We start from the raw sequence: 13,452 nt of genomic DNA, 5'->3' as shown, positions 1-13,452 counted from the left end.
TTTATTGGCCTCATCCTGAACCTTGCGGCAGGACCGGCGTCCCGCCATGACTCGGATCAAGTTCGACCTTGTTTGAGAGCTATTTTCCCGGGAACGCGCCGCGGTTCAAGCCCATAAGGATAGGCTTTTTGGAGGAGGCACGGTTGTGCACGGGTAGCGGACCCCTCGCCCCGCCTGCGAGAGAGGAAGAACCTAGCCCTGCATCGCGTTCAAGCGCTGCAAGCGGTCCTGCATGACCTTTTTCAGGTCATACCCGGGGCGGCGGAAGCTGGCGTCGCGGGTGGCGAGGAACTCGTGCTGAGATTTGCGAAGGCCGGCCGCCGAGCGACGGCTCATCGATTTCAGCACGCGCTCATAGGTCTCGGCGATCTGGCGGTCGAGGATTCCAAGCTGCGGGTCGGCGCAGATCACCTTCTCGACTTCGCGCTTCGCATCCGCGCAATCGAATGACGGTCCGTTGCCGGAATTGGCGGCCAGCGGCCGTGGCGATTCGGCGCCGAACTTCGCGATCTCCGCCATCATGGTGCGACGGCCGTTCGCGGCGTTCTCGTTACCGGGGTCGAGCCGCAGCGCGGTCTCGTAGTCGGCCAGCGCCTTCTTGCGCTCGCCCATCTTGGAATAGAGCACGGCGCGGTTGTTGTAGGTCTTCGCGAAGTCGGGATCGAGCTTCAGCGCGGCCTCGTAATCGCTGAGCGCGGCACCGAACTCACCCTTGAACTGGTAGGAATCGCCGCGGTTGGTGAAGAAGTTGGGCCGCGGTGCCAATCGCAGCGCCTGATCGTAATCGGCTATCGCCTTGTCGTAGTCTTTCATTGCCGCGTAGGAGAGCCCGCGATTGTCGTAATATTCCGGCACTTTCGGATCGAGCCTGATCGCCTCGCTGTCGTCGGCAATCGATTTGTCGAGCTGCCCGAGCTTCTTGTAGGCGGCGCCGCGGTTGGTATAGCTGCGCGCCCGGTTGGGATCGAGCCGCAAAGCCTCGCTGAGATCGGCGATCGCCTTCTCGTTATCGCCGTTGAGATAGTAGGTCGCGCCGCGATCGGACCATGCCTGCGCATCATCCGGCTTCAGCTTGATGGCCTGGTCGTAGTCGGCAATCGCGCGGTCGAGCCGGCGCTGATTGGTGTAGGCGACGCCGCGCAGTTCATAGGCTTCGGCGTCCTGCGGATCGAGCTCGATGGCCTTGCTGAGATCGGACGTGGCGCGGTTGAGATCACCGCCCGCCTGCCGCAACAGGTCGCCACGCAGCCGCCAGGCGCGCGCGTTCCTTGCGTCGAGCGCGATGGCGCGATCAATGTCTCGCAGCGCTTGCGTGAGCCCGCCCGATGTCCGCGCATTGGCATCGGCTCGGACCAGCAGCGCTGCAACGCGGTCGGAATTCGGATTCGAGGTCTGGTCGATGATGGCGCTGCACGAGTTGATGATCTCCGCCGGGGCGGCCTTGCTGCCCATCACGCAGTCGGCGGCGGCCGATGCTGGAACGGCGAGGACAAGACTGATTGCAGCTCCGAGAAGGAAGGCGCGCAATGGGTTTGTGAACGGGACGATTTGCGCGGAAGAACGCGTGCCGCACATGAGGAAAGCTCCGCAACATCGGTTTTTCCATTGTCGCGGCGGGCGAGGGATCGGTTCAAAATGCGGCAGCTTTCAGCGTCAGGAGGCCGAAAGACCGTTAATATCCATCCGCCCCGTTCAATCGCTGGAGCCGCTCCTGCATCGCCTTCTTCATATCGTAACCCGGCCGGCCAAATCCGGCATTGCGGCGGACGATGAAATCATCCTGCTCATGCTGAAGTTTCCTGGCCTCATCTGCATCGCGCGCTTCGCGGATCACGCGCGCATTGGCGGCATAGACCTCGCGGTCGAGATCGGCGAGTTCGTGGTTTGCGCAGATCGCCTTCTCGACCGGGCGGCGCGCGCCCGCGCAATTGAAGCTGGGCTTGCCGGCGACCGCCATCTGCGCGCCGATCCGTTCGAGCTCGCGTGCCATCGCCCTGTGATTGGCCTTGGCCTTTTCGTGGTTCGGGTCGATCTTCAGCGCCGCGCCGAAATCCTGCACGGCTTTCGGCTTGTCTCCCTTTTTCAGCCAAAGCTCGCCGCGCGCGTTGAAGACGTCGGCAAGCGTGGGATCGAGCTGCAAGGCACGGCTGTCGTCGGCGATGGCACGATCGATCTGGTCATGTCGTGCCAGCAACGCGCCGCGCGCGACCAGCGCCTTGACCAGGTCGGGCTTTGCGGTCTTCTCGTTGTCGATGACGGCAGCGCAGGCCGGGCCCGCTTTGTCCATGTCATCGGCCGCGGCTGCCGCAAGGCACGCCGCGACGTCGACCTGCACGACGGCAGCCGGCTCGCCGCCGGTCGCACCTCGGGCCAGGCCGCTCCAGAGCGCAGAGAGCATCAGGGCGGCTGACAATCGAATGAGATTCTGAAAACGCATGCTCGTTGCAGTCGGATCGCCTTGCTTTCTGGGTACACTATCCATCATACGGGCGGATTGGTGCTAGCTTGTTGCGCCGTTCACATCGGTTTCGGGGACCAATTTGTCGACATTCGAATGGATCATCGTGCTTCTGCTCGGCGCCGTTGCATTATCGGCGCTGGCGCGGCGGATCAAGGTCCCCTACCCGACCTTTCTCGCCATCGGCGGCGCACTGATCGCCTTCGTGCCCGATAGTCCGACCTGGACGCTGCAGCCGGACCTGGCGTTGGCCCTTTTTGTCGCGCCAGTCCTGCTCGATGCCGCCTTCGACACCTCGCTGCGGGATCTGCGCAGCAATTGGGTTCCGGTCTCCACCCTGGTTGTCGCCGCGGTTGGCCTGACCACGGCGGGCGTTGCCTATGTTGCGCACCGGCTGATGCCCGGGATGCCCTGGGCCGCCGCCGTGGCGCTGGGCGCGATCGTGGCGCCACCGGACGCAGCAGCCGCAGTCGCGATCCTGAGCCAGGTGAAGCTGCCCTACCGCATGGTGAAGGTGCTGGAAGGCGAGAGCCTGCTCAACGATGCGACCGCGCTGCTGATCTATCGTATCGCGGTCGGCGCTGTCGTCACCGAGCATCTGACATGGGGCCAGGTTGCGCCGATCATGACGCTGGCACTCGTCGGCAGTGTCATCGCCGGTTTTCTTGCAGGGCGCATCATTCCCCTGTTCATTGAACGGGTGAAGGAGGCACCGAGCGCGATCATCGTGCAGTTCGCGACCACCTTCCTGGTCTGGATCGCCGCCGAGCATCTCGGCCTTTCCGGCATTCTCACCATCGTCGTCTATGCGATGACGATGGCGCGCGGAGCGGGGATGCGCATGCCGGCGCGGCTGCGGGTGCCGTCCTATGCCGTGTGGGAGACGACCGTGTTCGTGCTCAATGTGCTCGCCTTCATGTTGATCGGCATGCAGATGCGTCCGATCTGGACGCGGCTGGAAACGGACGTGCGCTGGGAATATTGCATGGCCGCCGCCTGGATCCTGCTGACGGTGGTGCTGGTGCGGCTGCTCTGGGTGACGTTCTACCGCACAACGCTGCGCGTGTTGATCTCGCAAGGGATCTATCATCCGAAAGATCCGAACACCGTGGCCTCCCCGAAGGGCGGTCTCATCATCTCCTGGTGCGGCATGCGTGGTCTCGTCACGCTCGCCACGGCCTTCGCGCTGCCGGAGAATTTTCCCTATCGCGATTTCATCGTCTTCATCGCCTTTGCGGTGGTGCTGGGATCGCTGATCGTCCAGGGCCTGACGCTGCGGCCGCTGATCCTGGCCTTCGGACTCAAGGACGACGATCCCGTCGGGATCGAGGTCGCGCGCGCACGTACCATCGCCTATCGGGCTGCGCTCGACGCGATCGAGGACGATCCGTCCGAGGAGGCCGAAATCCTGCGGCTGGAATACCGCGCCATCATGATGCAAGCCGACGACGATCCGCACGGCGGCATCGCCAACGGTGAGCTGCCTGCCGATCCCCTGCGCCGCCGCGCCATCGCTGCCGCGCGCAGGTCCATCTTCGAGCTCCGCGCCACCGAAGTGATCGGCGACGACGCGTTCCACCGGATCGAGGAGGAGCTGGATCGGGCGGAACTGAGCGCGGGAGGCTGAGCCCTTCCCGCCTCGCCTGCCTCTGCGCGTCAGGGCGGGAGGTCGGCGCATTGAACCAAATGCGGCCTGCCCAGACTCATCCCAGATGACGACCTTGATCGACGACCGTCGTGTACGCGCGCGTGATGCGTCGCCTGCACGGTATTTCTATTTCCACATGGCGCTGGCCTGCGCGGCCACCGCGTTTCTCGGCTTCGCACCGACCTATTTCGTGCCGCTCGCCCACCGGACGTTCTCCGGGAGCCCGGTGATTCATTTTCACGGACTGATCTTCTTCACCTGGTCTTTCTATTTCGTGGTCCAGACCTGGCTCGCGGCCTCGGGACGCGTGATCAATCACCGGTCGTTCGGCGTCGTCGGGGTCTCGCTCGCGACCGCCATGACGATCTTCGGCTTCCTCGCCTCCGTGCATGTGATGAAGCATTCCGCGGAGCTCGGGCAGCGCGAGGCCGGCATCGGCTTCGCGATCGTGCCGATGAGCGGGATCGCGTTCTTTGCCGTGGTGTTCGTGCTTGCGATCATGAACACACGCAAACCCGAGATCCACAAGCGATTGATGCTGCTCGCGGCAGTTTCGATCCTCGATGCCGCGATCGCGCGCTGGTTCCTGACTTTCCTGGCCCCTCCCGGACCGCCCGGCCCGCCTCCGGTGCCGGTGACGATCGCGCCGGCCGTGGTTGCCTCGCTCCTGCTCGTCGTTGCCATGGTGCGGGACTGGCGCAACGAGGGCCGCGTCCATCCGGTCTACATCTACGGCACGCTCGCGCTGCTGGCGCTGAAAGTGCTGAACTGGCCGATCAGCGAAAGCGCGGCGTGGCACGCGTTCGCCGGCGGAATCCTGGCGCTGGCGCAGTAGATCTCCACCCTCTTCCCGGACGAGCGAAGTGCGGATCCGGAACGACTGCGGGGGGGGCGCGGCGAAGCCTACGCCCCCGCCTTGCACGTGATCCCGCCGTCGACCACGAGCTCGATCCCCGTCACATATTTCGACTCGTCCGACGCCAGGAACAGCGCGGCGTTGGCGACGTCGAAGGCATCGCCCATGTGGCCCATCGGCACCTGCGCGTCGCGGGCACGCCACATCGCCTCGACATCACCCTTGGCGTAGCTGTTGGCGAGACCGGCGGAATGCTCGACCATCGGCGTCTTCATCAGGCCGGGCAGGATCGCATTCACCCGCACATGATGGCGCGCGAACTCGATCGCGGTGGTGCGCGTCATCTGGTTCATTGCCGCCTTCGACGAGCCATAGGTGACGTAGGAGATGCCCATGTGGCGGATCGAGGCGATCGAGGAGATGTTGATGATCGAGCCGCCGCCCTGCTTCACCATGACCGGGATCACGTGCTTCATGGCGAAATAGGCGCTCTTGAGGTTGACGCTGAAGACGCGATCCCAGCTCTCCTCGGTGACCTCGACCACGCTGCCCATCTCGGCGATGCCGACATTGTTGTCGAGCACGTCGATCCGGCCATAGGTCTTCAGGCATGCGGCGACCATCGCCTCGATCTCGGCAGGCCGCGAGACGTCGGCGGTGAACGCGGTCGCCTTGCCGCCTTCGCCGGCGATGATCTTGGCGGTCTCCTCCGCGGCCGCGCCATTGCGATCGACGCAAAACACCTGCGCGCCCTCGCGCGCAAAGGTCACCGCGGTCGCCTTGCCGTTGCCCCAGCCAGGCCCGATCGAGCCGGCGCCCACCACCATCGCAACCTTGCCCTTGAGCCGGTCCATCATTTGTCTCCCTTCTGCTGTTCGCCGCAGATACGCATCGTGGTGACGTTAGCACCGATGGGATGGCCGACAATCTCCGAAAGCGTCTGGCAGCGTCCATCATGGCATAGCCGCCATTCCCCTGCGGCGCCGGAATTGCCGAGCACGACCTCCGGCATCGGTGCGCGCGTCGGCTGCCACTGAAACCAGCCATCGACGAGCCGCGCCTCGGGCGGCGGCTCCATGCCGGGGCCGGTGCCCTTGACGCGGGCCTGCACCAGCTCGAGTCCTGCAGGCGTGACGCGCCAATCTTCCTGCCAGTCGACCTTGGCGATCGAATGCGTCCACACCAGCGTGAACGTGGACAGCGCCAGCGCCTTCACGCTGCCGGCTGTTGCGAAGCAGAGGCTCACGCCGGCTCGACCACGGCTGGCGGGCGTTGCCGCCACTGCCATAGCACCAGCGCAGCGGACAGAACGAAGCCGGCCGTGTCGCTGAACGGGAAGTCCCCGAGCAGACAGAGCGCGGCGCCGAGCGCCACGAGGCGTTCGATCAGCGTCAGCCGCGTGAACAGGAAGCCGATCGCAACCATGCCGAACAGCGCGATCGCTACCAGCGCCTTGAAGCTTGCCAACGCCACCGCGCCATAGAAACCAAGCTTTGCCGCCATGGGATCGCCGGCCTGCAGCATGAGTGCCGGCGAATAGACGAAGATGAAGGGGATGACGTAGCCGGCGAGCGCAATCCGCATCGCCTCCCAGCCGATCTTGTCCGGATTCTCCTTCGCGATCGGCGCCGCCGCGAGCGCGGCCAGCGCCACGGGCGGCGAGAGGTCGGCCATGATGCCGTAGTAGAACGCGAACATGTGGCTCGCGATCAAGGGCACACCGAGTTTCGCCAGCGCAGGTGCTGCGAGCGCGGCGGTGATGATGTAGGTCGGGATGGTCGGAATGCCGGTGCCGAGCAGAATGGACAGCAGCATCGTCATGATCAGCGCCAGGAACAGGCTCTTCTCGCCAAGACCGATCACCCAGCTGCCGAAGATGGTGCCGACGCCGGTTTGCGACATCATGCCGATGATGACGCCGACGATCGCGCAGGCCATGCCGACGGTGATGGCGGATTTTGCGCTTTCGGCCAGCGAGTCGCGGCAGGAGCGCAACGCGGCCATCCCGCCGCGGACGAAGGCGGTGATCAGGATCAGCGCGACGACGACACAGCCGACCGGCACGATCTTCAGGCCGTCGCGCGAGAGCGCCGCGACGACGAGCGCAAGGCCGATCCAGAAGATGGTGCGGATCACATTGGAGGAGGCGCCCGCTGTGATGCTCGCCCCCAGGATCAGCGCCACCGTCAGTGCAAGACCCATGCTGCCGGCGTAGAGCGGCGTAAAACCTTCGAACAGCATGTAGACGAGTGCGGCGAGCGGCAGCACGAGGTACCAGCCCTTCACCAGCGCGTTCCAGGCGCTCGGAGTCTCCGAGCGCTTCATGCCGGTAAGGCCGTGTTTGCCGGCTTCCAGATGCACCATCCAGAATGCGGAGGCAAAATAAAGGATCGCGGGGATCGCAGCGGCTTTGACAATCTCGGAATACTGGACGCCGAGCGTCTCGGCCATGATGAAGGCGACGGCGCCCATCACCGGCGGCATGATCTGCCCGCCCATCGAAGCGGTCGCCTCGACGCCGGCCGCGAAGGCGCGGCGATAGCCGAACCTGATCATCAGGGGAATGGTGAACTGGCCGACGGTGACGACGTTGGCGACCCCTGATCCGGAGATCGTGCCCATCATGCCCGAGGCAAACACCGCAACCTTGGCCGGTCCGCCGCGGGAGCGGCCGAACAGGCCGAGCGAGACGTCGGTGAACAGCTGGATCATGCCGGCGCGCTCCAGGAACGAGCCGAACAGGATGAAGAGGAAGATATACGTCGCCGAGACGTAGATCGGAACGCCGTAAAAACCCTCGGTGCCGTAGGACAAATGCGTGACGATCTGGTCGAAATCATAGCCGCGATGATTCAGCGGCGATGGGAGGTATTGGCCGAAGAACCAGTACACGAGACACGCGCCGCACATCAGCGGCAGTGCCGCGCCCATCAGGCGCCGCGTGCCCTCGAAGATCAACACCGCGAGCAGCGTGCCAACCGCGAGATCGAGCCTGGTCGGATCGCCGTCGCGCGCGATCAGATCGGCATAGAAGATCCACTGATAGAGGCCGCAGAAGAAGCCCGCGGCGCCGATCGCCCAGCCCACCGCACGGCCAAAATTGCTCTTCGCGGTGAAGTTGGCGATCAGGCCGAAGGTGAGCAGAGTCAGGAAGCCGACATGGACGCCGCGCACCACCTGGCTCGGCAGATAGTTGAAGGCGGCGACATAGAGCTGGAAGGTCGCAAAGGCGATGCCGATCCAGTAGGCGAGCGCGCCCCACCAGCCCGGCCCGAAGCCTTCCGGGAAGCCATGCTCGAAATTGTCGAACTCGACTTTGATGGGGGCTCCCGTGCCCTCTGCCTTTTCCAGCATTCTCAAATCGCCCCAAGTCCAACATCATGTTCAGTGAGAGTGGCACGGTCTATCCGCGCAGTCATGCCCGGGCTTGTCCCGCCTGCGGGGCCGAAGCCGCTTCGGCGCGGCGAAGGCCCGGGCATCCACGAACTCTCTTGGCTAGCCTCAGAACGTGGAGGCCGGGACAAGCCCGGCCATGACGCCCTACTTGGAGAGCCGACCTTACTTGATCAGCCCTTTTTCCTTGTAATAGCGGATCGCGCCGGGATGCAGCGGAACCGGGCTGCCGGTGGCTGCGGTCTCGAGTTTGATCTCCTTGCCGGCCGCATGCGCGTTGGCGAGCTCGGGCAGCGACTCGTAGACCAGTTTCGTCATTTGATAGGCGAGGTCGTCAGAGACGGCGGAGCTGGTCACGAGATAATTGACCACGGCCGCGGTCGGCACGTCCTTGTCCTGGCCGGTATAGGTGTTCGCCGGAATGACCGCCGAGATGAAGGGCGGTCCGATCTTGTCCACGGTCTCCTTCGGCACCGACACAACCGTGATCGGGCTCGAGGTCGACAGATCCTTCAGCGAGGCGACACCAAGGCCGGCCGACTGCAGGGTCGCGGCCAACTGGCGATTCTTCATGAGATCGACCGATTCGGCGAACGGAAGGTATTCGACCTTGCCGAGATCCTTGTAGCTCATGCCGGCAGCGGCAAGGATCGCGCGCGAGTTCAGCTCCGTGCCTGACTTCGGCGCACCGACCGACAGGCTTTTGCCCCTGAGATCGGCCAGCGTCTTGATGCCGCTGTCGGCAGTGGCGACGATCTGGATGTAGTTCGGATAGATCGCGCCGATGGTCCTGAGCTTGTCGAGCTTGGTCTTGAAGCCGGCCTCCTCGTCGCCGTCCCAGGCGGCTTTCAGGGAATCGCCCAGCGTGAACGCCAGTTCGCCGCGCCCCTGCTGCAGCAGGATGAGATTTTCGACCGACGCCTTGGTGGCCTGCACCTGCGTCTTCACGTTCGGAATCTTGTCGCCGTAGATCTTCCCGATCGCGACGCCAAGCGGATAATAGACGCCGGAGGTGCCGCCGGTCAGCACGTTGATGAAGGATTGCGCCTGCGCACAAGGCGGCGACGCCGCCAGAGCAAGAGCCGCGGCCGCACCGAAAATCGTCCGTTTCATGGTTGTTACACTCCCCAAACCGGCGGCGAAATTGGCCGGATGAGAGGCATGGGTCAACCCATCCAAAAGACAAAACAGGGCTGCGGTAAATGGCCGTTTTGCCTTGCTTTTCGGGGAACTCGACAGGTGCGGCGACGTGGCGCAGTCACGCGCCCGCCGTCACTGGCAAGCCCTTCCTGGCGCCCCCTCACTGGAACGTCATGTCCAGGCATTTGGAAATGTCGGAGCCGAGACCCGAAGAGATGGTGATGCAGCCGCGGACCTTCTGCGCGGTCATGTCGGCCGCCCAGATCGAGTAACCGCCAGGGCCGAAGAACGAGTTGGTGTTCGGCGGCTCGGTCTCGGTCGCGTCGAAATCATAGTGCCCGTCGGTCTCGAAAATGCGGGGCTTCTTGGTGCAGCCACCGTCGGTCTGGACGTTTATGACCTCCTTGTTGTCGCGGGTCAGGGCCAACGAGACCTGGCAGCGGAAATATTCCGAGGTCTTGGTGTTGAAGAGATAGGTGTAGGACTTGCAGGTCGCGGTGTTGAGCTTGCCCGGGGCGAGGCCGCGGCTGCACGAAATCCGCTGGTTGTGGCTGAGTTGGTAATCATCGGCCCGGGCGGCCGGCGCCAGCGCCGTCAGCGACATCAAGGCAGCCCAGCAAAGTTTAACGACATGGCGCATTCGAATCATCCCCACCAATATCTTTGTCGGATTGCGTTCTAGACGGAAAGCGGAACATAGTCGCGAGGGAGCGAAGGGAAAATCACAAACTGCTGGGCAAGACGTGATGCGCTGCCGCGACATCGAGGATTGACCCGCAAATGCTGTTCGTGATTTGTTCAAGCGGACACCCCAATAGCGGGGAGGATAGATGATGGCATTTTCAATCAAGACATTTGCAATCGCGGCCGCGCTTGGCGCGTTCGCCGTTCCCGCATGCGCGCAAAACGCGGCAACGCCGTGGGAGCTCAAGCCGGATACCGGCTATGCCTATGACAAGGAAGGCAAGACCTTTTCCTACAAGATGGGCACCAGCAATGCCGGTGAGCTCCTGAAGGGCGCCAAGAAGGTCCCCAAAGGCACGCTGTTCTTCATTGGCCAGAACGGCCAGCTCTACATGCGCAGCGGACAATATCTGGAAGGCGACGGCCGGTTCAAGTTCGGCCCAGATCAGTAAGAGACGCTGGCACTCGCCACAAACGCAGCTGCCCTAGGGTGGGCAATGGCGCGAAGCGCCCTGCCCACGAAAAATGGTAGGCACGCTCCGCTTTGCCCACCCTACCGCAGCTCGCTGACCCACCCTACAACACCGTCCTAAAACACCGCCGCCAGCTCCCGTGCGCCGGCGTTGTTGCTGTTGCTGTCCATCCGCGCGTCCGTGACCGCGAGCAGCTTCGCCACCGTGTTGTGGCGGATCGCCACCGGGTTACGCTCGTAGCCACTGCGCTGGAAGAAGTTCGAAGTCGGCACCTGCTCCCGCATCGCCTGCGGCATCGTCACCATGTCGAAGCCGGTGCCGTCGCCGGTGAGGTTCATCATCTCGAGCTCTGCGGCGGTGAGCGGACGATTGTAGCCCTTGGCGCGCGCGAACAGCACCGAGGTCAGGAGCTTGTGGGTCTGCAGCATCGGCCCGATGTCGACGTCGAGCACCATCGCATGCATGGCCCAGCCCTGCGCGGTGTTGCCGATCTTCTCGTGCTCGGACCAGGTGTCAGGCACCGACTTCGCATGCGCCACCATCTTCTTCAGCACGGTGAGCTTATGTTCGAGCGCTTGGCGCGCCGGGCCCGAGGTGCGCGCCACCTTGTCGGAGAGCGCGCGAATGAGTTCATGGCCCTGCTCGGCGAGCAGCTCGACGCTGTTGGTGGTCAGCAACTGGTTGTAGCCCATCGCAGTCGAGATCGCGCGCCTGCCGCCGTGCTCGATGCCCGCCTGCACGTCGAACGTGCCGGTGCCGCCGGTCTCGAAGGAATAGACCCGCACCGCCTGTTCGCGCGTCAGGCCCGACGCGAGCGCGTAACGCGCATAGGCGCGCTTGAACTCGACCTCGCTCGAGGGGCGCTGCGGCGTGAACTGATAGAGATCCTGCGCCGCGCGCAAGAGATCGGCGACAACCGGGATCGGCTTTCGGGTGGGACGCTCGGGCGTCTCCTCCGGCTCGGGATTCACCGGCCGCTTCGGTCCGGTATAAACAGGCGGATGCTCGAGCACGTAATCGTCCAGCGTGATCTGCTGCCCGTTGCGTCGCTTGGCATTGCGGCCTTTCCGCTTCTCGGAGATCTGACTCCAATAAGCGCCGGCCTCCTCATCGAACGCGGCGCGCGCCGCCTGATATTCGGCCAGCTTGCGCCGATATTCGAGCACGGCCGGCGATGCCCCCCCGCCTTGCGCGAAGAACTGCGACAACAGCTGAGCATGCGCATTGCGGACGGCTGATGGCAGCGCGTCGGACTCGCCGCCATGGGCGGCGGGGACGAGCAGGACGAGCGCGAGTGGAACCAGCGCCAGGTGATTTCGAATCGAATGATGCATGCTGCCCTCTTAGCAGGCATCCGGTAACCGTCACGTTAACACGCCGTTTACCATCTCATTTCCAGGCGAATACGGGCTGTTCCAAGTCGGTGACGCGGGTCTGCCGCCCGGCCAGCACCTCGCGGAACTGGTAGATCAGGGCCGCCGTCGGCGCGTGGATCAGGCTCATCTGGTGATGAAAGCGGATCACGCGGCGGGCGCTCTCGGGGATGTCAGTAAAGTCGAAGGCGCCGTCGCGTTCGATGGTGTCGAGCGCGATGCGGTGAACGGAGGCGACCTCGTCCGGGTTCGGCATCATCGCGGCGCTCTCCTCCGCCCAGACCACGACCGGCGTGATCAGATAGCCGGAGCGCGTCGGATAGTCGTCAAGCAGGCCGAGCACGGAATCGGCTGGAAGCCGGAGCGCAAGCTCCTCGTCGAGTTCGCGCAGCGCCGCCTCGACCGGCGTCTCGCCGGCGTCACATCGTCCACCTGGCAGCGCCCATTGCCCGCGATGGGAACGCAAGCTCGATGCGCGCCTGGTGAGCAGAAACGCAGTGTCGTCGCCGTCGTCCGACGCGGTCAGCGCAAGCACCACTGCGGCGCGCTTCAGTGCCGACGGCTCGGCCGCATCAGGCAGTCGCGCAAACGCTGCGCAGGCCTCTGCGATATTCCGTCTGGTGGCATCGCCGAAAGCTCTCATGATGCTTGACTACACCAGGATCGCGCTCGATGAAACGAGGGACGAACCAAGCGTTGCAAGGATGGACAGAGCGATGACGAGCAAGGCCGCAGCAAAGCTCAAAGCGGACGGCTGGAGCATCCTGGAGACCACGGGCTTCATGCATCTGGTCGGTCCCTTGTGGGAGCGCAAGCTCGACGACCACTACGAATTCGCACTTGCGACCGAGGACAAGCACCACAACCGCCGCGGCATGGTCCAGGGCGGCGTGATGATGACCTTTGCGGACCGCACCTGCGGCATGACCGCCCGCTACGTCTCCGGCAAGGAATACATGGCGACGGTGCAGCTCGACACCCATTTCGTCGAGGCCGGCCAGATCGGCGACATCCTGATCTCCCGCCCCCGCGTGGTGCGCTCGACCCGCAGCCTGATCTTCATGAGCACCGAAGTAACCGTGGATGATCGCTGCATCGTGATGGCGAACGGTGTGTTCAAGATCCTGAAGGGGCCGGGGTAGGATCACTCAGCGAGGCTGCCACCGCGGCACACCACACACTCCGCTGTCGTCGCCCGGCTTGACCGGGCGACCCAGTACGCCGCAGCTTCGCGGCTCTATCACGACTGCCTCTGGAATACTGGATCGCCCGATCAAGTCGGGCGATGACAGCTGAGGGTGTGGCCAGCAAACGCCTTCATTGCGAGAAGCGTAGCGATCAAGCAATTCAGGTGTTTCCACGGACGCATCTCTGGACTGCTTCGCTGCGCTCGCAATGACGGGACAGGGCGGCTATGGTGCTCCACA

Annotated in this window: 13 protein-coding genes; 4 read left to right on the top strand and 9 right to left on the bottom strand. The window is 64.0% G+C overall.

The features are described 5' to 3' along the window. Positions 1–192: 192 nt before the first annotated feature. Positions 193–1,575 carry a tetratricopeptide repeat protein gene (locus X265_RS05480; RefSeq protein WP_128963974.1) on the bottom strand — a complete coding sequence of 461 codons (1,383 nt, stop codon included), beginning with the start codon at positions 1,573–1,575 and terminating at the stop codon, positions 193–195. 97 nt (positions 1,576–1,672) lie between these two features. Next, positions 1,673–2,437 (bottom strand): tetratricopeptide repeat protein, encoded by a 765-nt coding sequence (locus X265_RS05475; protein ID WP_164938441.1) that lies wholly within the window; start codon positions 2,435–2,437, stop codon positions 1,673–1,675. A gap of 103 nt (positions 2,438–2,540) precedes the next feature. On the opposite strand from X265_RS05475, the gene X265_RS05470 reads away from it, so the two are divergent. Together X265_RS05470 and X265_RS05465 are read left to right on the top strand one after the other, a co-directional pair. After that, a complete protein-coding gene (locus X265_RS05470) occupies positions 2,541–4,085 on the top strand; it encodes a cation:proton antiporter (RefSeq protein ID WP_128963972.1) in 1,545 nt (514 codons plus the stop codon). 85 nt (positions 4,086–4,170) lie between these two features. Further along, positions 4,171–4,941: a hypothetical protein gene (locus tag X265_RS05465; RefSeq protein ID WP_128963971.1), complete on the top strand. Its 771-nt coding sequence runs from the start codon at positions 4,171–4,173 to the stop codon at positions 4,939–4,941. Positions 4,942–5,009: 68 nt separating this feature from the next. Here the strand turns inward: X265_RS05465 and X265_RS05460 are convergent, their stop codons facing one another. The 5 genes from X265_RS05460 to X265_RS05440 form a co-directional block, all read right to left on the bottom strand. After that, the gene (locus tag X265_RS05460; protein WP_128969152.1) at positions 5,010–5,816 is read right to left on the bottom strand and encodes an SDR family NAD(P)-dependent oxidoreductase; all 807 of its coding nucleotides are present in this window, start codon (positions 5,814–5,816) and stop codon (positions 5,010–5,012) included. Beyond that, positions 5,816–6,208 carry a DUF1850 domain-containing protein gene (locus X265_RS05455; RefSeq protein WP_244659259.1) on the bottom strand — a complete coding sequence of 131 codons (393 nt, stop codon included), beginning with the start codon at positions 6,206–6,208 and terminating at the stop codon, positions 5,816–5,818. The genes X265_RS05460 and X265_RS05455 overlap by 1 nt, the downstream gene beginning before the upstream one ends. Continuing rightward, positions 6,205–8,316: a TRAP transporter permease gene (locus X265_RS05450; RefSeq protein ID WP_164938440.1), complete on the bottom strand. Its 2,112-nt coding sequence runs from the start codon at positions 8,314–8,316 to the stop codon at positions 6,205–6,207. Before X265_RS05450 ends, X265_RS05455 begins: the two co-directional genes overlap by 4 nt. Positions 8,317–8,520: 204 nt before the next feature. Beyond that, positions 8,521–9,468 carry a TAXI family TRAP transporter solute-binding subunit gene (locus X265_RS05445; RefSeq protein ID WP_128963969.1) on the bottom strand — a complete coding sequence of 316 codons (948 nt, stop codon included), beginning with the start codon at positions 9,466–9,468 and terminating at the stop codon, positions 8,521–8,523. Positions 9,469–9,655: 187 nt separating this feature from the next. Next, positions 9,656–10,135 carry a hypothetical protein gene (locus tag X265_RS05440; RefSeq protein WP_164938439.1) on the bottom strand — a complete coding sequence of 160 codons (480 nt, stop codon included), beginning with the start codon at positions 10,133–10,135 and terminating at the stop codon, positions 9,656–9,658. 193 nt (positions 10,136–10,328) lie between these two features. Here X265_RS05440 and X265_RS05435 point away from each other — a divergent pair, with 193 nt between their 5' ends. Beyond that, entirely contained in the window at positions 10,329–10,631 is a 303-nt protein-coding gene (locus X265_RS05435) for a hypothetical protein (RefSeq protein ID WP_128969151.1), read from the top strand. Positions 10,632–10,768: 137 nt separating this feature from the next. Here the strand turns inward: X265_RS05435 and X265_RS05430 are convergent, their stop codons facing one another. Further along, positions 10,769–11,986 (bottom strand): hypothetical protein, encoded by a 1,218-nt coding sequence (locus X265_RS05430; RefSeq protein ID WP_128963967.1) that lies wholly within the window; start codon positions 11,984–11,986, stop codon positions 10,769–10,771. A 55-nt stretch (positions 11,987–12,041) separates the two neighbouring features. Continuing rightward, positions 12,042–12,668 carry an NUDIX hydrolase gene (locus X265_RS05425; protein WP_164938438.1) on the bottom strand — a complete coding sequence of 209 codons (627 nt, stop codon included), beginning with the start codon at positions 12,666–12,668 and terminating at the stop codon, positions 12,042–12,044. Between the two features lie 73 nt (positions 12,669–12,741). Between X265_RS05425 and X265_RS05420 the strand changes: the two genes are divergently transcribed. Continuing rightward, on the top strand, positions 12,742–13,167 hold the full coding sequence (locus X265_RS05420) for a PaaI family thioesterase (protein ID WP_164938437.1): 426 nt from the start codon (positions 12,742–12,744) through the stop codon (positions 13,165–13,167). Positions 13,168–13,452: the final 285 nt, after the last annotated feature.

Source organism: Bradyrhizobium guangdongense, from assembly GCF_004114975.1.
GTDB classification, from domain to species: Bacteria; Pseudomonadota; Alphaproteobacteria; order Rhizobiales; family Xanthobacteraceae; genus Bradyrhizobium; species Bradyrhizobium guangdongense.
Note: the sequence above shows the minus strand (reverse complement) of the source record. Positions and strands in the feature narration are given on the sequence as shown.

Coding starts and splice junctions, on each gene's coding strand:
- X265_RS05475 (WP_164938441.1), bottom strand. CDS start 2,437: ATGCGTTTTCAGAATCTCATTCGATTGTCAGCCGCCCTGATGCTCTCT.
- X265_RS05480 (WP_128963974.1), bottom strand. CDS start 1,575: ATGTGCGGCACGCGTTCTTCCGCGCAAATCGTCCCGTTCACAAACCCA.
- X265_RS05450 (WP_164938440.1), bottom strand. CDS start 8,316: ATGCTGGAAAAGGCAGAGGGCACGGGAGCCCCCATCAAAGTCGAGTTC.
- X265_RS05465 (WP_128963971.1), top strand. CDS start 4,171: ATGACGACCTTGATCGACGACCGTCGTGTACGCGCGCGTGATGCGTCG.
- X265_RS05420 (WP_164938437.1), top strand. CDS start 12,742: ATGACGAGCAAGGCCGCAGCAAAGCTCAAAGCGGACGGCTGGAGCATC.
- X265_RS05435 (WP_128969151.1), top strand. CDS start 10,329: ATGGCATTTTCAATCAAGACATTTGCAATCGCGGCCGCGCTTGGCGCG.
- X265_RS05430 (WP_128963967.1), bottom strand. CDS start 11,986: ATGCATCATTCGATTCGAAATCACCTGGCGCTGGTTCCACTCGCGCTC.
- X265_RS05425 (WP_164938438.1), bottom strand. CDS start 12,668: ATGAGAGCTTTCGGCGATGCCACCAGACGGAATATCGCAGAGGCCTGC.
- X265_RS05445 (WP_128963969.1), bottom strand. CDS start 9,468: ATGAAACGGACGATTTTCGGTGCGGCCGCGGCTCTTGCTCTGGCGGCG.
- X265_RS05440 (WP_164938439.1), bottom strand. CDS start 10,135: ATGCGCCATGTCGTTAAACTTTGCTGGGCTGCCTTGATGTCGCTGACG.
- X265_RS05460 (WP_128969152.1), bottom strand. CDS start 5,816: ATGGACCGGCTCAAGGGCAAGGTTGCGATGGTGGTGGGCGCCGGCTCG.